Genomic DNA, 22,020 nt, shown 5'->3' on the forward strand with positions numbered 1-22,020 from the left:
CAACTTGTGCGTTATTTTAACATTCTTTATTATTATTTATTTTTTTTAAGAATTAAATTAATAACTTTATCTTCTGTTAACATTGATTCTACAAAACTTGTATCATTGTTAATTCTTTTCATTAATTCTTCTTTTGTAATGCCATAAGTCTTAGAAACTTTTTCTATTTCAGCATCTATCTCTTTTTCAGTTGGTTCAATTTTTTCAATTTCAGCAATTTTTAACATACCAAAAGAGATATGACAATTTAGTTTTGCTTGTTCAGCATGTTTTTTATCAAAATCTTCTTTGCTCATTCCCAACATGCTTATGTATTGATCAATACTCATTCCATACATTTGAATTTGTTGTTGTAATGCATTTGTTATTTTTGTTTTTTCTTGTTCAATTAGTTCTTTAGGCAAATTTGAAACTTTTGTTAATTTTCCAATTTCATTTAAGATTTCTAATTTTGCATCATATTCATATCTTTGTTTATATGTTTTTTCAAGATTTTCTTTTAAATATTTTTTAAATGAATCAACAGTTGCAACATCTTTAATATTTAAAGATTTAATATATTCATCATTTAATTCAGCTTTTTCAATTTCACTTACAGAATGAATAGTAATTTCAAATTCAGCATCTTTATTAGCCAATGATTTTTCATGGTAATCTTTTGGGAATTTTACAGATATAGTTTTTTCATCTTTTTCTTTTAAACCAATCATTTGATCTTCAAATCCAGGAATAAATTGTCCAGAACCAATTTTTAGTTCATAATTTTTAGCTTCTCCACCTTGGAAAGGTTTTTTATCTACAAATCCTTTAAAGTCAAAAGTTACTATATCACCTTTTGCAATTGGACCATTTTTTGGAACAGTCATTGCATTTTTTTCAAGGTATCCATCTATTTCTTTCTTTAAAATTTCATCTGTAACTTTTTCAAGTTTTGCTTTTACTTTAATGTCTTTATATCCATCAACTTTTACATCTGGATATAAAGTATAAGTGAATTTAAGTTCAAGATTATCTTTTTCCACTTTTGAAACTTCAACTTTTGGAGAAATGTCTAATAAATCATCTTCTACTTTTTTGAATTCTTTTGAATCAACTAAAGCAACAGCTGTTGGACTTATAATTTTGTTTAATGCTCTATCAAATACATCCATAGGATTAATTCTTTTAATTGCTTCAGTTTTTGGAACTTTACCTTTTCTAAATCCATCAATTTTTACATTTTTAGATAAAGCATTTAAAGCTTTTAATTGTTCTGCTTCTCATGCATTTTTGTCTACTTGAACAACAAAGTCATAAGTGTCTTTGTTTTTCTTACTTTCTAATATTTTCATAAAAACTCCAAAAATAATAACTTTAATATTATAAATTAATAATTGCTAAATAATTAAATTATTAAATTTACTTAGTTTATCATAAATAATTTCTTTTTATGATATTAAATAATTTAAAAATTAATAATACAAAATATCATCAAGATAATTTAAAAATATTTTTCTAATGAATCTATTATACACATCATTATCATTTAGTTCTTTTTTAAAAAGCTTAAGTTGTTTTTTTATTTCTTTTATAAAAGAAGAAACTTTTTTTCTATCAGATTTAATTAAAAATTGTTTTATGGTAAATATGCTACCAGAAACATTAGATGAAATAATATCTATTGCAATTTTGCTTATTGGAAAGTTAAATAAATCTTTTTTTAATGAATATCTTTTATTATTTTTTTCATCGATTATTTTAATTATTGTCTTGTTATGAGCTATAGCATTTCTTAAAATATTTAAATACTTTATACAGTTAACAAAAACACTCAATTCCATTCTGAAATGGTTTGCTAGTTTTTGTAAAAGAGAATTATCAAAATAAATTATAAAATTTACAAACTCACCAAACATTAAAGAAAAAATTAACTGATCTATTTTAATAATGTTGTTTTCTTTTACTAAGTCATTAACTCTTTTTGAGATTGCTTCTTTTTTCTGTTTATCTCTTCTTTTAGAATATATTTCTTTATCCAATACAAATTTAATTTCATCGCTTTGGTATCTATCTTTATAAAAGTATATAAAAGCTGATTTAAATTGTCTTTCTAATTTTAAAACTCATGGAAAGCAAACATTTTTTAAATTGTTATCAAGTCAGTAAAGAGAATAAAGTTCATTGGAATTATAATGATTAGAAAGTAATCAATTTAAATCATTACGTATTCTTCATGTATTATGATTTAAAGCTCGACTGACATGTGAAGTGCAACACTCGAAAAAGAGTGTGCACTTCATTTGTTTTGTTTGTAAGTGTTCACTAATAAAAAGATAATGAATATTAGGAGTGCTTATGAAAACTTATAAACATTTAACAAAAGAAGAAAGATGCTTAATTTATTTTCTTTGAAATAAAGAAAAATATTCTATGAATAAGATTGCAAAAATCTTAAATAAAAACAAATCAACAATATCAAGAGAATTAAAAAGAAACACATCTTCAACAGGAATTTATTATTCATCAAATGCTCACAAAAAATACATTAGAAGAAAATCAAATTGTCATATGTTTTTTATGTTGAAGTACAAAAACTTCACAGATCTTTTTATTCAAAAATTTAATCCTAAATCTCATGGTGTAGAAGCTACAATTTTTTGAATAAAAGAAAACTATCCATTAGTTAAAGTTCCAAGTGCTAGGCAAGTATTTAGATGAATCAATAGCAAGATTTGAAAGATACAAAGAAGAGATTGTTTAAGAAGAAAATATGTTAAAGGAAAAAGAAGAAAAATAGGTATATTTTCTAAAATTGATGGAAAATACTGCATTCCTTATAGTCTAAGACCAGAAAAGATAAACAAAAGAAAAGAATTTGGACATTGAGAAGCTGATCTAATAGTTAGTAAAAGGCAAAGTGGTTATTACCACTTATTAACATTAGTAGAAAGAAAAACAAGGTTGGCAATTATTAGAAAAATAAAAGGTAAAAACGCTAGATCAATGATGGCTAAAATGTATACCATTATTCGAGATGAAAAACTCCCAATAAAAAGCATCACTGTTGATAATGGGTTAGAGTTTCAAATGATGGGAATAACTGCAAAACAATTCAACTTTAAAGTTTATTATTGCCAACCTTATTCTTCATTCCAAAGAGGGTCCAACGAGAACATAAATGGGATAGTTAGAAGATGATATAAAAAAGGAACTGACTTCAGTTTAGTAAGTGAAGATAAAATAAAAACTCTTGAATGAAAAGTAAACAACATCCCAAGAAAAATGTTTGGTTATAAAACAGCTTACCAAATGTATCAAGAAAATATTTAAAACAAAAAACTCTCAACTTATATTTCAAAGTCGAGAGTTTAATGTAACATTGAAGTGTTGCACTTCACATGTCAGTTAGGGTTTAAATCATTACGTATTCTTCATGTATTATGATTTAAATCAATTCTATCTTCATTATATTTGTATTTTTTTATTTTAAAAATTCTCATATTTACTCTCTCTCAATACAATAAAAAACCCCCAGGATTATTTTTCAATAATGGGCTGGGAACTACATATATATACTAACACATTTATGACAAATATATTTTATATGTAAATAAAAAATGTGCATAACAATGCACATACAAAATTAACGTTTTGTAAATTGTGGGCTTCTTCTTGCACCATATAATCCATATTTTTTTCTTTCTTTAACTCTTGAATCTCTTGTAAGAAGTTTTTGAGATTTTAAAGTTTTTCTAAAATCTGGATTAGCAATTAATAAAGCTCTAGCTATTCCTAATCTAATAGCACCAGCTTGACCTGTAAATCCACCACCTTCAACTTTAACAAACACATCATAACTTTTTTTAGTATCAGTTAAAACAAGAGGTTGTTCCATATCTTGAATAACTAATGAGTTTGGAAAATAAGTTTCAGGTTTTTTTCCATTAATTGAGATTTTTCCAGTACCTGGAATTAATTTAACTTTAGCTACAGAAGATTTTCTTCTTCCTAATCCTTTGTATTCTACTGCCATTTTTATTTCCTACCTTATTTTCCTACTACTTTATGTTTTAATGTATAAGTTTCAGCTTTTTGAGCTTCATGTGGATGTTTATCATTTTTATAAACATGTAATTTTTTTATTAATTGGTTAGATAATCTGTTTTTTGGTAACATACCTTTTACAGCCCCAACAACTAATTCATCAGAGTATTTAGAAAGCATTACTTTACCAGGTCTTGCTCTTAATCCACCAATATATCCTGAGTGAGAATATCATATTTCTTTTTCAGCTTTATCGCTACTTAATTTAACCTTATCAGAGTTAATGATTATAACATTATCACCACTATCAACATTTGGAGTAAAACTTGGTTTGTTTTTACCACGAAGTATGTTTGCAACTTCAACAGCTAACCTACCCAATATTTGATCTGTTGCATCAATAATGTATCATTTCTTATTATTTAATACTTGTTCTTTTTTTAGAAAAGTTGTTTTTTGCATTGTGATCTCCTAGATAAACACAAATAATATTATATATTAAAAACAAAAAAAATATCTATATGTATAGATATAATAATTACATTTCAACAAGAGACAATTTGAAAAGCCATTTTCAAATCCTCTTACAATACACACAAATATTATACATTATATTTAAAAAATAAACTATTAATTATACATTTAAATTGCAATGCAATCTCATAGACGAAATGGTAAATTTATAGTTTTAATTACAATTAAAAATACGTATTAAATAGATTTAAACTATTCAATACGTAATATAAATAAAAATAATAAATTATCTATCTATAAATAAATGATGTGGTTAATTTAATTATGTATAAGTGAAATTAATATTATTCAATAGCTTTTGTTCAGTTCATTGTTCTTTTAATTGCTTCTTTTCAAATTTTTGTTTTTTTATCAACGATTTTTTTATCAAGATTTGGAACAAATGTTTTATCAACTTTTGTGATTTTTTTAATTTCATCTAAAGTTTTTCAAAAGCCAACATATAATCCAGCAAAATAACATGCTCCCATTGCTGTTGTTTCTATATTTTTAGGACGTTCAACTTTTATGTTGCTTATCGAAGATTGAAATTGCATTAAGTAATCTGAATTAGATGCTCCTCCATCAACTTTTAAAACAGTGATTTGTTTTCCAAGATCTTTTTCCATTGAATTAATTAAATCATTTGACTGAAAAGCAATTGATTCAACTGTTGCTTTTACAATATGTTCTCTTTGTGTTCCTCTTTCTAATCCAAATATTGCTCCTCTAGAATATGAATCTCAATATGGAGCACCAAGACCTGTAAATGATGGAACAATGCAAACATCTTGATCATTTTTAGCTGCTAAATTACAATAGAAATCACATTCTTGAGCATTATATATTATTTTTATTGAATCTCTTAATCATTTAATAGCTGAACCTGCAATAAAAACAGAACCTTCCAAAGCATAAATTGGTTTTTCATTTTTTATTTTTCATGCAATCGTTGTTAATAATTTATTTTTAGATTCTATTATTTTATTACCAGTATTTATTAATGTGAAACATCCTGTTCCATATGTATTTTTAACCATACCAACATCAATACATAATTGTCCAAATAAAGCTGATTGTTGATCTCCTGCAACTCCTGTTATCGGAACTTTATGTGTTGCTCTGTGTGACATTAGTTTTGGTTCTACATCTCCATAATAATCAGAAGAAGATTTAACTTGTGGCAATATTTCTCTTGGAATTTCTAATATATCTAATAATTCTTGATCTCATTCTAATGTATGTATATTAAATAATAATGTTCTTGAAGCATTAGTAACATCTGTAGCATGAACAGCGCCATTGGTTAATTTTCAAATTAATCAACAGTCAATTGTTCCAGCTAAAAGTTTTTTAGATTCCAATTTTTGTTTCGCTTCTTCAACGTTTTTTAAAATTCATCTAATCTTTGTTCCTGAGAAATATGGATTAATAATTAATCCGGTCTTTTTTTGAAATTTCTCTCCCAAACCTTTTGCAATTAATTCATCACAATAATCACTTGTTCTTCTATCTTGTCAAACTATTGCATTATAAACTGGTAGACCAGTTGTTTTATCTCACAAAACAATTGTTTCACGTTGATTTGTAATACCAAGCGCAGCAAATTCATCGGTTCTAATTCCTGCTTTTGCTTTAGCACTTTGAAGTGTACCAATTTGAGTATTTCAAATTTCTAGTGCATCATGTTCAACTCATCCTGATTTTGGAAAAAATTCGGTAAACTCACTTTGTGATGAACTTACTATGTTTCCTTTTTTATCAACAATAATTGTCCTACATGATGTAGTTCCTTCATCTAAAGCTATAATATATTTTTGTTCAATTTTTTTCATATATTTCCCTTAATCAAATAATTCGTATTCTTCTTTAAAATCTGGTTTTTTAATTAACAAAGTACCATTATTATTTAGCAATTTTGAGATTTCTATAGCAATAGCTGGGGCTGCTGCAATTGCTGGAGATTGCATTCCTGCGGCATTTATAAAATTTTTATTTTTATTAGCATAACGAATCACAAAATCATTTGTTTCAATATCAATTGGTCTTGAACCAGCTAATGTCATAATTGTTTTGCTCATATCAAGACTAGGAATAATTTTTTTACCAATATCACCAATATAGTTATATTTTTCTCTTGTTACTAATCTTGTGTCTTCTTTACTTACTCCATCTTCTGCTGTTGGACCAACCAATATGTGCCCATCTAACATTGGTGAAACAATGACACCTTTTCCATGAATTGTTGGCACCATAAAACAAATAGAATTTACAATTCCTTTTAAACTTCTATCAAGAATTCTATATTCACCTCTTCTTGTTGTTTGTTTGAAATCCCCATAACCTGCCAGTTCAGCGACTTTATCTGCATAATGACCAGCTGCATTAATAATGTTTTTGCTATATATATGATCATTATTATTTATTTCTATATCAAAGATATTATCCACTCCATAATTTATTGATGTAACTTCACTATTTTTAGCAAGTTCAACACCATTATTTTTAGCAACTGCCAAAAATGCTAATGATGCTTTTACAGTATCTATTGCCCAAGACGAAGTACACAATAATGCTCCATAAACATTTGGGTTTATATTTGGTTCTTTTTTTAGCACTTCTTCTCTATTTAGTATTTCCATATCAGACGCTAATACCCCATTTTGAAGCCCTCTATCATAAAGCATTTTTACATGTTTCATTTCTTCGTCGCTAAAAGCTAATATAAGAGAGTCAATTTTAGCTCTTGGAAATTTAATTTTTTCAAATATATGTTCTCTTCATAATTTATTACCCAAAACATTTAATTTAGCTTCAATTTTGTGTGGTTCTGGATCAAAACCACCATGTATTGGTCCAGAATTTCCCCTAGATGTTTCATCAGCAAATACTGGATTTTTTTCTAATAATTTAATTTTCAAATTATATTGTGATAATTCATAAGCTATTATGCTTCCAATGATTCCACCTCCAATTATCACAACATCATATATTTTTTTATCCATTTTAATTACCTCCTTTATTTTAAATTGTTGTTGGAAACAACATTGGTTGTATAGCTGATGGAATTAGCGCAAATAATCCAACTAATGCCCCAGCAATTAATGGTGCTACAATTGGCACTCAAGAATAACTTCAGTTGTATAAAGACTTATTTCATTCTTCTTTTCTAAAGATGGACATATATATTCCATAAATAACTCTTGGACCAAAATCTCTAACTGGGTTAATTGCATAACCTGTAACACTACCTAATGACAACCCAATAGACATAACAACAAATGCTACTGGAATAGTGCTTAAAGCACCAATATTTTGTGTTTTAAAACTTGTTCCTCCTAAACCTAAAATAAAACCAACAAGTATCATTGTTCCAATTAATTCATATGAAAAGTTTTGAATTAAACTTTTATCTTGTTTGTTACTATATACTGGAGTTGTACAATATGCACCCCCTATAGTTAAAAGATCATTCTCTTTATTTTTAATAAACTTTATATTGATAAAATTTAATATTGTTTGTCCAAACATTGCTCCTGTAACTTGAAAAATCAAGAACATGAAAAATGTTAAAGCAATTGATTCAGACAAAGTAATAGAATAACCCACCATTGCATAGTAATAAACAGAATTGTTTAAAACTGTAGTGATATTGTTTGTACCAACATAATATGATGTTTTAATAGCATCCATGATCGTAACTGCAGGATTTAAATGCCCCACGCCACCCATCATGCTAGATATTAAAGCTGCAACAAAAACACCAAAACCTCATCCAAAAATTATTGCAACTCATTTCCCAGATTGATTTGCAAACATTTTTTTGAATGATGTTGAAGCACAAACTCCGTTCCCAAGAATTATTAAGACTGATGTTCCTATAAATTCAGAAAAACAAGCAAGTCAAAATAATTCAATTATTTTTGCTGTACTCATACCGTTCAATTTTCCTTTTTCTTTTATCCAACTTTATTATATAGTTATATATACAACTTTATAAAAATAGTGGATTTTGAGTTTTTTTGTTTTATCTAATAAATAAGAATTAAATATCAAAAAAAAAAAAAAAAAACGTTCTCTATTTTTTACTATATTAATTTGTTGATGTTTTGTTTTTGTTGTATCTATGTCTATAAAAATTTAAAGAAAATAAAAAAGTGTAGTGCAAAAGCACTACACAAGAATTAATATTCATATTTGTACATTTCATCACCAAGTTTGATGATTTCATTAGAATCTTTTTTACCTGTACCACAAGGAATAAGGTTACCAAAGATAACATTTTCTTTTAAACCATTAAGGTTATCAATTTCACTCTTAACTGAAGCATCAGTAAGAATTTTCTTTGTATCTTGGAATGAAGCTGCTGCAAGGAATGAACCAGTTTTGCTTGGTGCTTCATCTAATCCAAAGATTAAGTTTACAGCTGTTGCTGGACTTTTTTTATCATTTAAAACAAGTTTTTGGTTTTCTTTTCTAAAGATATTGATATCAACAATTTGACCAACGAAGAATTTAGAATCACCAGCATCTTGAATTTGAACTTTGTTAGTTAATTGTCTGATAATAACTTCTACATATTTATCTGCAATTTCAATACCTTGAATACGATAAACTTTTTGAACTTCTTTAACTATATAGTTTCTTACAACTTCTATACCAGCAACTTTAAGTAGATCTTTAATGTTGATTGAACCTTCAGTTAGTTTAGAACCTGGAACAACTTCATCCCCTGTTTTAACTTTGATTTGGCTATCAATATCAATATCATATGTGATTGATTCTTTTTTGTTTTTAACAATTACATATCTACCTTTGTCATCATCATTAACTGTTACTTTACCTTTAATTTCAGAAATGATTGCTTTTTCTCATTCTTTTGGCAGAATGATATCAAATAATTGTTTTAATCTTTCAAAACCTTGGGCAATGTTACTTCCACCTGAAACCCCACCAGTATGGAACGTACGCATTGTTAATTGTGTACCAGGTTCACCAATAGATTGAGCTGCAATTACACCAATTGCTGTGTACTTTTCAACTAATTTATTTGTTGTAAGGTCAGTACCAAAACATTTTTGACAAATACCATATTCTGCTTTACAGTGAAGAACACTTCTAACTTCTACTTGAGTTATACCTGCATCAACAATTTCTTTAGCTTTTTCTTTAGTGATTAATTCACCAGCTTTAGCTATAACTGTTTTACCATTTGGTTTTGTTACATCATGTAATGGGAATCTATTAATTAATCTATCTTCTAATTTTTCAATATCAGCACCTGTTTTAGTATCAATAATTGCCTCAAGAATGATACCACGTTTTGTTCCACAATCCTCTTCATTAACAATAACATCTTGAGTCGCATCAACTAATTTTCTAGTCATGTAACCTGATTTTGAAGTTTTCATGGCAGTATCTGTCATACCTTTTCTAGCACCATATGAACTGTTGAAGTATTCACTAATTGTTAAACCTTCAATAAATGAATTTTTAATTGGAACTTCAATTGTATCTTTTATAATTTTAGATTTTTGTTTTTGGTCATAGTTATATGACTTACTCATCAATCCACGCATACCTGATAACTGTGTAAAGTTAGAGTTGTTACCTCTTGCACCAGAGTCTGCCATAATTACAATTGAGTTTTCTTTATATTCAGGTTTTTTAATTAAATCAGCAATATCGTTTGAAACATTTTCAGTTACTTTTTGTCATGTATCAACAACACGTTTATATCTTTCACCTTCAGTCAATAAACCTTTTTGATATTGTTTTTTATATTCTTCAACTTTTTTATCAGCTACATCAAAATATTTTTGCTTATCTGTATAAGTTGGAACATCAAAAGCTGAAATTGTTGTTGCAGATTTTGTTGAATATTCAAAACCTAAGTCTTTAATTTTATCCATTGTCTTAGGTACTATTTGTAAATCATAGTTTTGGTGAAGTTTATTTACAATTTCAGATAAAGTTTTTTTGCTAAATGGAGCATAAGGTGTTTTGTCTTTTATTACTTTTCTAAAGTCTTCCCCAAACTTAACTACGTCTGCTGGATCAACTGTTTCTAAATTTTTTGGATTATTTAAATAAACCATATCTTCTGGAAGAAGTTCGTTTAAAATTATTTTTCCAACAGTTGTTATTAAAATACCATCGTGCGGGAATTTCTTTTTAGGGAATACACTAGTTGGAATACCAACAATTGAGTGACAATGAACTTTTTTCAAAGCATAAATTGATTTAACTTCATCAATACTACTAAACAATATTCCCTCACCAACCATTTTCTTTTTTTCCATAGTTAGATAATAGTTGCCTAAAACCATATCTTGTGTTGGAGTAATAATTGGTTTTCCATCTTTTGGACCTAGAATATGTCAAGAAGCTAATATAATTGATCTAGCTTCAGCAACAGCTTCAGGTGATAAAGGAACATGAACAGCCATTTGGTCACCGTCAAAGTCAGCATTAAATGCTGTGGTAACTAGCGGATGTAATCTAATAGCTTTACCTTCGATCATAATAGGTTCAAATGCTTGAATACCTAAACGGTGAAGTGTTGGTGCACGGTTTAATAAAACTGGTCTTTGTTTAATTACTTTTTCAACTATTGGTCAAATTTCATTTGCTTGATTTAAAATTAATTTTTCAGCTGATTTAATGTTAGATACTATAGGGTCTTTTGGTTGACCTTTATCATCTGTTTTCTTAATAAGTTCATGAATAATAAAAGGTTTGAATAATTTTAAAATCATAATAGCTGGAATACCAACTTGATACATTTTTAATTCAGGTCCTATAACAATAACAGAACGACCAGAATAGTCTACCCGTTTACCTAATAAGTTTTGTCTGAATAAACCTTGTTTTCCTTTCAAGTGTTCAGATAATGATTTAAGTGGTCTTTTATCTTTACCAAGTAGAGGTTTTTTTCTTGATGAGTTATCAAATAAAGCGTCAACTGATTCTTGTAATAATCTCTTTTCATTATTTAAGATAATTGAAGGAGCTCTATTTTGAATAACTCTTTTTAAACGTTCATTTCTAATAATAATTTTTCTATAAAAACTGTTGATATCACTTGTAGTAAACTTATCACCTTCTAATTGAATAATTGGTCTTGTATCAGGTGGAGTAACAACGATGTTTTTAAGAATCATTCATTCAGGTTTATTATTTGAATCTTTTAATCATTTTATAGCTTCAAGTCTTCTAACTAATTTTTTTGTTTTAGCATCATTAGTTATTTCTTGAGATTTAAGTCTTTTGTTAATTGAATCATATTCAGAATCTAAATCAGTTTTTTGAAGTAATTCTAAAATTGCTTCAGCTCCAATACCAAATTTCATACCTGTGTATCTTGAAATATAGTTGAATACTTCCTCAATTGAGAATGGCATATTAGATTCACCAAGAGTATCATAGAAAGTTTTACCCATATTGTGTTTAATTTTATTTTCTACTGAACTTTCTGGGTCAATTGTTTGATATATTTCTCTTAATGTTTTTCTTAATTTACTTCTTGTTTCTTTAGAAGCTTTTTGACTTGATAAATCAATAACTTCTTTAAACTTAAAGTTTTTAGCAAATTTTGAATCACCTTCATCTAAAACAATGTAGTTAACAAAATAAACTACTTGTTCAACTTCTTTATAAGAAATATCTAAAACTAAAGAAATTTTAGATGGACATGGAAGTTCTTTTGTCATTCATATATGAGCAATAGGAGCTGCAAGTTCAATATGACCAACACGTTCACGTCTAACAATTGATTCAGTTATTTCAACACCACATTTTTCACAGACTTTTCCTCTGAATTTTATTTTCTTATATTTACCACAAGAACATTCATAATCTTTCATTGGACCAAAAATTGATTCATCAAATAAACCACCTTTTTCTGGCTTTAAAGATTTATAGTTAATAGTTTCAGATTTAGTAACTTCACCTTTAGATCATTGTCTAATTTTTTCAGGTGATGCTAAACCAATTTGAATACTTGTAATTCTAGAACTTTTAGACATATATTAAATATTCTCCTTAATTAAAATTCAGGGTTAATTTCACCAATGTTACTTTGGTCGTCTTTAACATCTTGTTTAATTGCTTCTTCTGTAATGTTTGAAATATATTCATTAATATCTTTTAAAGCACCATTGTCTTTAGTGATATTAACTTGTAGTCCTAAACCTTGTAGTTGTTTAGTTAACAATTTAAATGATTCTGGTAATCCAGATTCTGGAATCTTTTTACCTTTTATGATTGCGTTATAAGTATTATTTCTACCTTTAACATCATCAGATTTAATAGTTAATAATTCTCTTAAGTTATGAGCTGCACCATATGCTTCAAGAGCTCACACTTCCATTTCACCAAATCTTTGACCACCATTTTGAGATTTACCACCAAGAGGTTGTTGAGTAATCTTACTATATGGACCAACAGCTCTACTGTGAATTTTGTCATCAACCATGTGATCAAGTTTTAGCATGTACATGATACCAACTGAGATGTCACCATCAAAATATTCACCAGTTCTTCCATCGATTAATTTGAACTTACCATTTTTACCATTAGTAGTTTTTGGATCAAGTGGTTTAATACCAGCTTCATTCATAGCTTCTATTAAATCATCTCTTTTTACACCTTCAAATACTGGTGTTGAAACTTTGTAATTAACTTGGTCTCTACTAATACCTGCACGTGAAAGAACAATTGAGTAATCAAATTCTGTAAATGAATTTTCAGCTTGTTCTAAAGTAGTTATATTTTTTTCTTTCAATACTTCTTTGAATTTAGAAATTAATATTTTTGATAAATCAACATCTATTCCAAATCATTGTGTAAATGCCTCTGGTTTTTCTTTGTTGAAAATCATTTCTAGTTGTTTTTTTAGACTAATTTTTCTCATCGCTAAACCTAGGTGAAGTTCAAGAATTTGACCAATGTTCATTCTTGATGGAACCCCTAGTGGGTTTAACATGATATCAATTGGTGTACCATCTTCTAAATGCGGCATGTCTTCAATTGGTACAATCTTAGAAATAATACCTTTGTTACCATGACGACCAGCCATTTTATCACCAATTTGGATTTTTCTTTTTTGAACTACATAAACTTTAATTTGTTCAATAACATCAGCATTTAATTCATAATCATCTTGTACTTTAAATCTTTTAATTAAAGCTACAGTACCTTCTCCACCATGTGGAACTTTTAATGAAGTTTCTTTATAGTTTTTAGATTTATCACCAAAAATAGCTTGAAGTAATTTTTCTTCTGGAGATAGTTCAACTTGTCCTTTTGGAGAAATTTTTCCAACAAGAACATCTCCTTCTTTAACTTCAGCACCAACCATAATTACACCTTCATCATCAAGGTATCTTTTTGAACTTTCTGAAACATTTGGTACATCTCTTGTAATTTCTTCATCACCATTTTTAGTTTTTAAACATTCAATAGAATATTCCACTATATGAATTGATGTAAATACATCTTCATTAAACAATCTTTTAGAAAGAATAATAGCATCCTCATAGTTGTATCCACTTCATGTTGTGAATGCAACTAAAGCATTTTGTCCTAAAGCTAATTCACCATTATTCATTGAAGGCCCATCAGCTATAGTTTCATATTTTTTAACTTTGTCACCAACATTTACAATTGGCATATGGTTATTACATGTATTTTGGTTTGATTTATTAAATTTCAATAAATCATATTGTTTTTCACCTTTTTTATTTTTGATGATAATTTTTTTACCATCAACATATTTAACCTCACCAACTTCATCTTCTTCATAAACAATTGCCATACCTGAATCATGAGCAATTTTATATTCATTACCTGTACCAACAATTGGAGCTGTAGGTCTAATTAATGGTGTTGCTTGACGTTGCATGTTAGCTCCCATTAACGCACGGTTTGCATCGTCATTTTCTAAGAAAGGAATTGATGATGCAGCAATTGAAACAACTTGTTTTGGTGCGATATCAATATAGTCAACTTTATTAACATCAAAATAATCTCAAGATGATCTATATCTACATAAAACAGAATCCTCTGTAAACTTATTGTCTTTAACATGTAAATTTGAACAAGCAATTACATATTCATCTTCTCTAAGAGCTGTTAATCATTTAATTTCATCTGTAATAACACCATTTTTAACTACACGGTAAGGAGTTATAAGGAAACCATTTTCGTCAGCATCAGCATATGATGCAAGTGACATAATTAAACCAATGTTCATACCTTCAGGAGTTTCAATTGGACAAATTTTTCCATAGTGAGAATAATGAACATCACGGATATCAAGGTTAGGGTCTTCTCTTGAAATACCACCAGGACCCATTGCAGAAATTCTTCTTTTATTTGTTAATTCAGCAAGAGGATTTTGTTGGTCTAAAAATTGTGTTAACTGGTGAGAATTAAAGAATTCTTTAAAAGTCATTTGAAAAGGTTTTGTATTGATTATTGATTTAACTGTAACAGCTTTTCTTGCCTCTTCATTTTCTTCTTGAACTTTATTAGCACCATCAGCAATTGCTAATTTATCATTAATAAATTTTTCAATTCTTGCTAAACCAGCTTGGCTTCTTGCTTTCAATAATTCATGAATAAGTTTTAAACGTTTGTTTCCTAAGTGATCAATATCATCATAAAAACCTATGTCATATTTTAAGTTTATAACATATGAAGTAATAGACAATAAATCAGATAAAGTTAAAACTGCTTCATCAAAGTCATTTAATGTACCAATAATTGGAACAACTGTATTTTGTTCATCATTGTTAACATAAATATTAACTTTTTCATATTTTGCAAAATGTTCTTGTCCTTTAATTGGACTTGCAATTTCAGCATCATAACTTGGAATTTTTTTATTGTGATATAAATCTTTGATCTTATCAATTTCAGCTTTTTGAATCATTTCATCTTTTTTAACAAGAATTTTTCCATTTATATCTTTTATATCTTCAGCAACAATTCTTCCATATAATCTTTCAGAAACTCTAAGTTTTCTGTTCATTTTATATCTACCAGCTTTTGATAGATCATAATTTCTATTGTTAAAGAAATGGTTAAATATAACAGTTTGGAAAGAAGTAGTTTCACTGTCATTAATTCTTGATTTTGAATCTATACTTTTTGTAGAAATTGATAAACTTTGAACTAAGTCCTTAGCAGCTTTTTCAGAAATTAATCTATTTATTGCTAAATCTAATTTATCTTGTAATTCTTTAGATGCTTTTTTATTTCCAATTTGATCTTGGATTTCTAAAACATTTTTAACTAAAGTTCTAAGTTTATTATCAATACTTATACGTTGATTAGTAATACCTGATTTAGTTTCTTCTATTAATCTCTTAACATCATCATAGTCAAAAATTTTATCTTCATTATAGTTTTCACTTTGAATTGATTTAATAATAAGTTCATTATCATTAAATATTCTTAATATTTCTTTTCCTGTTAATCCAAGAGCTTTAAAGAATGTTGTTACTGAAACAACACAAGTTGATTCACCTGTTGCATCTCTAAACATAACTTGAACAACATCTTTGTTGTCAGGTATAAAAATGAAAAATAAAGTACCCTTAGAAGGCAAAACTTCACAAACATAACCTTCTTGAATTCTTTTTCTTGAATTGCTAAGTTTAATTTGTGATTTATTTAAAATATATGGTCCAGGAGATCTAACTATTTGTGAGATAACAAACTTTTCAATACCGTTAACTATAAAAGTTCCTTTATCTGTCATTATTGGAATATTTGCAAAAAATATTCCATCATGGTTAACACCTTTTAATTTAGTTTTTGTACTTTTTTTAACTTCACCAGATTCTGTATCAATAATTGATAAATTAACATATAATGGTCTATCATATGTTTTTCCTTCATTTCTAGCTTCAGCTTCTGATTTTCTAGGTTCTTCTAGTTTCATTCCACCATATTCTAGAATATATTTACCATTAATTGATTTTATTGGAAAAATACTTTTTATTGTTTGTTCTAATTCTATATCAATAAATCTTTTAAAAGATTTTCTTTGTAAGTCTAATAAATTCGGAGCTTCAAAAGTGTTTTCAACTTTAGAATAATCTCTTCTTAATACTTTGTTAGAAATAATTTTATTTTCAAATTTTGGATTTTTACTCATGTCACAGACTCCACATTATATTAATAAGACCAAAAACAGTCCATATAGAATATAATTATATAATAAAAATTACGATTTTGTAAAAAAAGCATTATACAATAAAATTAAAATTTTTCTACAAAAATTTAACTAAAAGTAAAATAAAATTTTTTGACCTTTTTGCTAGGTATAGGATATTAATAATATGCTGAAAATAAAATAAAAACCAAAGATTTTGTCTTTGGTTTTTGCTCGATTGACATGTGAAGTGCAACACTCAAAAAAGAGTGTGCACTTCATTTGTTTTGTTTGTAAGTGTTCACTAATAAAAAGATAATGAATATTAGGAGTGCTTATGAAAACTTATAAACATTTAACAAAAGAAGAAAGATGCTTAATTTATTTTCTTTGAAATAAAGAAAAATATTCTATGAATAAGATTGCAAAAATCTTAAATAAAAACAAATCAACAATATCAAGAGAATTAAAAAGAAACACATCTTCAACAGGGATTTATTATTCATCAACTGCTCACAAAAAATACATTAGAAGAAAATCAAATTGTCATATGTTTTTTATGTTGAAGTACAAAAACTTCACAGATCTTTTTATTCAAAAATTTAATCCTAAATCTCATGGTGTAGAAGCTACAATTTTTTGAATAAAAGAAAACTATCCGTTAGTTAAAGTTCCAAGTGCTAGGCAAGTATTTAGATGAATCAATAGCAAGATTTGAAAGATACAAAGAAGAGATTGTTTAAGAAGAAAATATGTTAAAGGAAAAAGAAGAAAAATAGGTATATTTTCTAAAATTGATGGAAAATACTGCATTCCTTATAGTCTAAGACCAGAAAAGATAAACAATAGAAAAGAATTTGGACATTGAGAAGCTGATCTAATAGTTAGTAAAAGGCAAAGTGGTTATTACCACTTATTGACATTAGTGGAAAGAAAAACAAGGTTGGCAATTATTAGAAAAATAAAAGGGAAGAACGCTAGATCAATGATGGCTAAAATGTATACCATTATTCGAGATGAAAAACTCCCAATAAAAAGCATCACTGTTGATAATGGGTTAGAGTTTCAAATGATGGGAATAACTGCAAAACAATTCAACTTTAAAGTTTATTATTGCCAACCTTATTCTTCATTCCAAAGAGGGTCCAACGAGAACATAAATGGGATAGTTAGAAGATGATATAAAAAAGGAACTGACTTCAGTTTAGTAAGTGAAGATAAAATAAAAACTCTTGAATGAAAAGTAAACAACATCCCAAGAAAAATGTTTGGTTATAAAACAGCTTACCAAATGTATCAAGAAAATATTTAAAACAAAAAAACTCTCAACTTATATTTCAAAGTCGAGAGTTTAATGTAACATTGAAGTGTTGCACTTCACATGTCAGTTAGGGAAAAACCAAAGATTTTGTCTTTGGTTTTTTATTAATATGATCTTGCAAAATATACTAATTTAGCATCGGGTTTGTTTGTGAAAAAGCACTTTTTATTTTCTAATGATTTTTTAGATCAACATATACATCTTGTTGTTGCTTGAGTTAATTCTTTTAATTTTTTTTCATCTTCTTGAGAACCACTTCAATATGCTAATACCATTTTTTTATCATTAATAGCTTTTTTAAATTCTTCAATATTATCAACTTCTACAATAGAATTGTTTAAAAAATTTAAAGCATTATTATAAAGTGTTTTATCTAAATCTGATAGGGATGAAGTAATAAATTCTTTATCCAATTGTTCTAATTTAATATTTTTCTTTTCTTTTGTAACTCTGTTATATATAGTAACTGATTTGTCTTCAATTTCTTTTCTACCAATAATAAATTGCAAAGGAACTCCCATCACTTCATACTTGGCAATTCTAATACCTAACGATTTATTTGATGTGTCAACTTTATAATCAAGATCTTGTATTGAATCTAATGTTGGTTTTATTTGACTATTAAAATAGTTTACATCATCAGTAATAACTACAACTTGGTATGGAGCAATTTTTGATGGCAATACTAAACCATTATCATCTGAATGTGTCATTATTAAAGCACCAATCAAACGTGTTGATACTCCATGTGATGTTTGATAAACATAGTCAAAACTATTATCTTTAGTTTGATATTTAATATCAAAATTTTTTGAAAAATTTTGATCTAAGAAATGTGAAGTACCAGATTGAAGTGCTTGACCATCTTTCATTAAAGCTTCTATTGTATAAGTATTACTTGCTCCAGCAAATCTTTCATATTCTGTTTTTTCACCAACTATTACTGGAATGCATAAAGCTTCTTTTAAAAATTTTTCATAAACGTGAATAAAGTCTATCGCAAATTGTTGTGCTTCTTTTTTTGTTTCAAATATTGCATGTGTTTCTTGTCAAAAAAATTCTGATGTTCTTAAAAATGGTCTTGTGTTTTTTTCAACTCTGAAAACATTACATCATTGATTTAATTTTATTGGTAAATCATTGTAGCTTTTACTGTTTAAAGAAAAATATTTACAAAAAGAAATTTCACTAGTTGGTCTAACCACTAGATCATCTGATAGCTCTTTATCACCAATTTTTGTTATTCTGAAAAGTTCTGGTGCAAAACCTTCAACATGTTTAGCTTCTTTTTTAAATTCACTATATGGAATCATTAAAGGAAAACAACAATTTTCAACACCTAATTTTTTTAATTCTTTATCAAGTTCTTTTTGAATATTAGTTCATATTTTTCAAGCATATGGCTTAAATACAATAGTACCTTTAACCAAACCATAATCCACAAGGTCAGCTTCTGTTAATATTGATGTATATCATTTAGAAAAATCTTTTTTACTGCTAATAATTTTTGACATATTATTCAACTTCTCCAAAATTGGTTACAACCCATTGTATATCATCATCTTCTTCACATGAAGATAAAAACTTTTCTAATTTTTCAAAATTTTCATTGTCTAAATTAACATAGTCATTAGGAATATATTTAATTTCAGATTCTATAATATTTATGTTTCTTTTAGATATTTCATCCCTAACATTATAAAAATCTTTTGCATTTGTTAGTATTTCAAAACAATCATCATTTTCAATTAATTCATTGATTGGTAAGTCTAATGTTTGTTCCATTAATGAGTCTTCAGTAAGCATGTTTTTATCAATTATTATTTGTCCACAATAATTGAAATTATTTTTAACACTATTTGGTTTACCAATTTCTGCTTTTAATTTTGAAAGATACCCTTTTAAAGAACTTAACAAACGATTTTGATTATCAGTTAATCCTTGAACAATTATTGCCAAACCTTTAGGACCATAAATTTCATATAAATAATCTGTTAATGAATCCTTATCTTTTTCAGCACCATTAATGTTCTTTTGAATTGATTCTCTAGACAAATTGTTTTGTAATGCTTTGTCTATTGCAGCTTTCAATCTTGGATTTGCATCAGGATTTGGACCACCAACTTTAGCAGCTGCTTTAATTTCTTTTGCTAATTTGTTTCACACTTTAGCTTGGGATTGTTGTTTTTTGTTAATTCCAGAAGCAATTAAATGTTTTCTTGGCATATCACACCTCTCAATATTCACAATAAATATTATATATAGATATTATTAATTGAATTAATCAATAAAATTTACTAATTGAATTTATTTATAAATTCGATTATGTCTTCAAGTTTAGCTAATCCACCAATACCATAATCTCCACAAGCTAACAAAGTTTTGCAAGGTGGAATTTCAATATATCCAATTTTTTTTAATTTATTAATGTTTTCTTGAATGACAATATTATTGTACATATTAGTGTTCATAGATGGAGCAAAAAATTTTTTTGTATTTTCTTTAAGAGAAATTGCTAATGTAGATATTATATTATCAGATATCCCACAACTAATTTTTGAAATTGTATTAGCTGTTGCAGGAGCAACCAAAAAACAATCAATGTTATTTATTATGTTTATATGTTCAACACTATTTGATTCAAATCAAGATTTATCTGTTAATACTTTATTACCAGTCAAAATTTCAAATGTTAACTTATTCACAAATTTTAAAGAAGTCTCAGACATTGCAACAAAACAGTTGAAACCTTTTTCTTTAAGTTCTCAAACTAAATCACATATTTTATAACAAGATATACTTCCTGTAATTCCTATTAAAATATTTTTATTCATAATGTTAATTCTTTCTTTCCAATGTTTTTATCAACCCATCAGCAATTTCTTTTTTTGTTTTGTAAACTGATATATAGTTTTCAAGATCATCTTTAAAGTAAAGGTGAGCAATATGTTTTGTATCTGTTATATTTTTTAAATCATTAAAAACAATATAATCAACATTAGAATCATTTTTTTGTTTTGTTATTGCCGCTTTAATTTCACTATCAGTTGCATTAACCAACAACTTAAAACCAACAACTTTTGTTTCAGGATTTCATTTTTTGAACATAGACAAAATTTTTGGTGTTTTAGTCATACTAATTAAAATGTCATTATTTGATGAAATTTTATTTGGGTTTTGTTTTATTAATTTTTTAAAATCATTATTATTTTTGATTTCATATATATCATCTTTATTTATAAAACCACTAACCACAAAATCAGAGATTGCCATTGTTTGTATAACTGCATCTATTTTATTTAAAGTAAAAAGTTTTTGTAGACAATCATATGTGCTTTTAAAATCTGTTACAAGTAATTGTTTAAAATTTTTATTTTCAACTATTTCTTTATCTGTAATTAAACTTGAAGCAACAAAGATAACCTCATGGTTTTTCTTAAGTGCGCTTGAAACAAGTTTTTGGCCCAATTCAATTGATGGGATTGTTGTTATAGATCTTACCCCATCAATCTTTTCTTTTGTACAGCCAGCTGTAATTAATATTTTCATATTTTTTAACCCCAATAGTGCTAATAACAATTATACAAACATAATATAAAACATAATAAAAAAGACATGCCTTAGCATGTCTTTAAACAGTTCAATATCACAAACCGTCTTCTTTTTTTATTTTCATTTTTCCTATTGGTTTATTTTCATTATCTAAATGACTTTTTACAACTGCAAAATTAATTCCATTAATTTTACCTGTTAATAAACAATCCTTTTTAGCTGATGATTTATATGAAAGTGGTTGGATATTTTCAATTGAAATAGATCCATTTTCATAGTTTGGTCTATTTGGTTTTAAAGGTCAAATATAATCTAATTTTCATCCATATTTTTCTTTTAAACCAAAACTATCAAATCTTATTTCAACACCAAAAGCATCATATCCGCTTTTAGTTCCTTTCCCAAAATATTTTTCTCAAATTATTTGTTCAATACCTTGCATAAGAAA

The 22,020-nt window shown here is 27.0% G+C and carries 16 protein-coding genes; 2 read left to right on the top strand and 14 right to left on the bottom strand.

All coding sequences use genetic code 4. The annotated features are described in order from the left end of the window. Positions 1-32: 32 nt before the first annotated feature. Together tig and EXC57_RS04625 are read right to left on the bottom strand one after the other, a co-directional pair. Positions 33-1,331 carry a trigger factor gene (gene tig, locus EXC57_RS04620; RefSeq protein ID WP_004024760.1) on the bottom strand — a complete coding sequence of 433 codons (1,299 nt, stop codon included), beginning with the start codon at positions 1,329-1,331 and terminating at the stop codon, positions 33-35. 120 nt (positions 1,332-1,451) lie between these two features. Further along, positions 1,452-2,279, bottom strand: a complete 828-nt coding sequence (locus EXC57_RS04625) for an Abi family protein (RefSeq protein ID WP_129692698.1) — start codon at positions 2,277-2,279, stop codon at positions 1,452-1,454. Between the two features lie 55 nt (positions 2,280-2,334). Here EXC57_RS04625 and EXC57_RS04630 point away from each other — a divergent pair, with 55 nt between their 5' ends. Next, positions 2,335-3,309, top strand: coding sequence for an IS30 family transposase (locus EXC57_RS04630; RefSeq protein WP_129692514.1), 975 nt, complete (start codon positions 2,335-2,337; stop codon positions 3,307-3,309). Positions 3,310-3,622: 313 nt separating this feature from the next. Here EXC57_RS04630 and rpsI read toward each other — a convergent pair whose 3' ends face one another. The 7 genes from rpsI to rpoB form a co-directional block, all read right to left on the bottom strand. Next, positions 3,623-4,012, bottom strand: coding sequence for a 30S ribosomal protein S9 (gene rpsI / locus EXC57_RS04640; RefSeq protein WP_004024762.1), 390 nt, complete (start codon positions 4,010-4,012; stop codon positions 3,623-3,625). 14 nt (positions 4,013-4,026) lie between these two features. Next, entirely contained in the window at positions 4,027-4,485 is a 459-nt protein-coding gene (gene rplM / locus EXC57_RS04645) for a 50S ribosomal protein L13 (protein ID WP_004024763.1), read from the bottom strand. Between the two features lie 356 nt (positions 4,486-4,841). Next, positions 4,842-6,371 carry a glycerol kinase GlpK gene (glpK, locus tag EXC57_RS04650; protein WP_129692699.1) on the bottom strand — a complete coding sequence of 510 codons (1,530 nt, stop codon included), beginning with the start codon at positions 6,369-6,371 and terminating at the stop codon, positions 4,842-4,844. A 9-nt stretch (positions 6,372-6,380) separates the two neighbouring features. Further along, complete coding sequence (glpO, locus tag EXC57_RS04655) at positions 6,381-7,541, bottom strand: type 2 glycerol-3-phosphate oxidase (RefSeq protein ID WP_129692700.1); 1,161 nt, start codon at positions 7,539-7,541, stop codon at positions 6,381-6,383. Positions 7,542-7,560: 19 nt separating this feature from the next. Further along, positions 7,561-8,472, bottom strand: a complete 912-nt coding sequence (locus EXC57_RS04660) for an MIP/aquaporin family protein (protein WP_129692701.1) — start codon at positions 8,470-8,472, stop codon at positions 7,561-7,563. 248 nt (positions 8,473-8,720) lie between these two features. Beyond that, positions 8,721-12,563: a DNA-directed RNA polymerase subunit beta' gene (gene rpoC, locus EXC57_RS04665; RefSeq protein ID WP_129692702.1), complete on the bottom strand. Its 3,843-nt coding sequence runs from the start codon at positions 12,561-12,563 to the stop codon at positions 8,721-8,723. 20 nt (positions 12,564-12,583) lie between these two features. Next, entirely contained in the window at positions 12,584-16,702 is a 4,119-nt protein-coding gene (gene rpoB / locus EXC57_RS04670) for a DNA-directed RNA polymerase subunit beta (RefSeq protein WP_004024769.1), read from the bottom strand. Positions 16,703-17,036: 334 nt separating this feature from the next. On the opposite strand from rpoB, the gene EXC57_RS04675 reads away from it, so the two are divergent. Next, positions 17,037-18,011, top strand: coding sequence for an IS30 family transposase (locus EXC57_RS04675; protein WP_129692495.1), 975 nt, complete (start codon positions 17,037-17,039; stop codon positions 18,009-18,011). A gap of 113 nt (positions 18,012-18,124) precedes the next feature. Here EXC57_RS04675 and proS read toward each other — a convergent pair whose 3' ends face one another. From proS to EXC57_RS04700, 5 genes are all read right to left on the bottom strand, one after another. Then, positions 18,125-19,534, bottom strand: a complete 1,410-nt coding sequence (gene proS, locus EXC57_RS04680) for a proline--tRNA ligase (RefSeq protein WP_004025329.1) — start codon at positions 19,532-19,534, stop codon at positions 18,125-18,127. Position 19,535: 1 nt separating this feature from the next. Next, positions 19,536-20,246 (bottom strand): YebC/PmpR family DNA-binding transcriptional regulator, encoded by a 711-nt coding sequence (locus tag EXC57_RS04685; protein ID WP_004025330.1) that lies wholly within the window; start codon positions 20,244-20,246, stop codon positions 19,536-19,538. A gap of 71 nt (positions 20,247-20,317) precedes the next feature. Continuing rightward, entirely contained in the window at positions 20,318-20,854 is a 537-nt protein-coding gene (locus EXC57_RS04690; protein WP_004025331.1) for a flavoprotein, read from the bottom strand. Between the two features lie 4 nt (positions 20,855-20,858). Then, entirely contained in the window at positions 20,859-21,569 is a 711-nt protein-coding gene (locus EXC57_RS04695) for a phosphopantothenoylcysteine decarboxylase domain-containing protein (protein WP_004025332.1), read from the bottom strand. A gap of 82 nt (positions 21,570-21,651) precedes the next feature. Then, entirely contained in the window at positions 21,652-22,014 is a 363-nt protein-coding gene (locus EXC57_RS04700; RefSeq protein WP_004025333.1) for a hypothetical protein, read from the bottom strand. Positions 22,015-22,020: the final 6 nt, after the last annotated feature.

The organism is Malacoplasma iowae (assembly GCF_900660615.1).
GTDB lineage: Bacteria > Bacillota_I > Bacilli_A > Mycoplasmatales > Mycoplasmoidaceae > Malacoplasma > Malacoplasma iowae.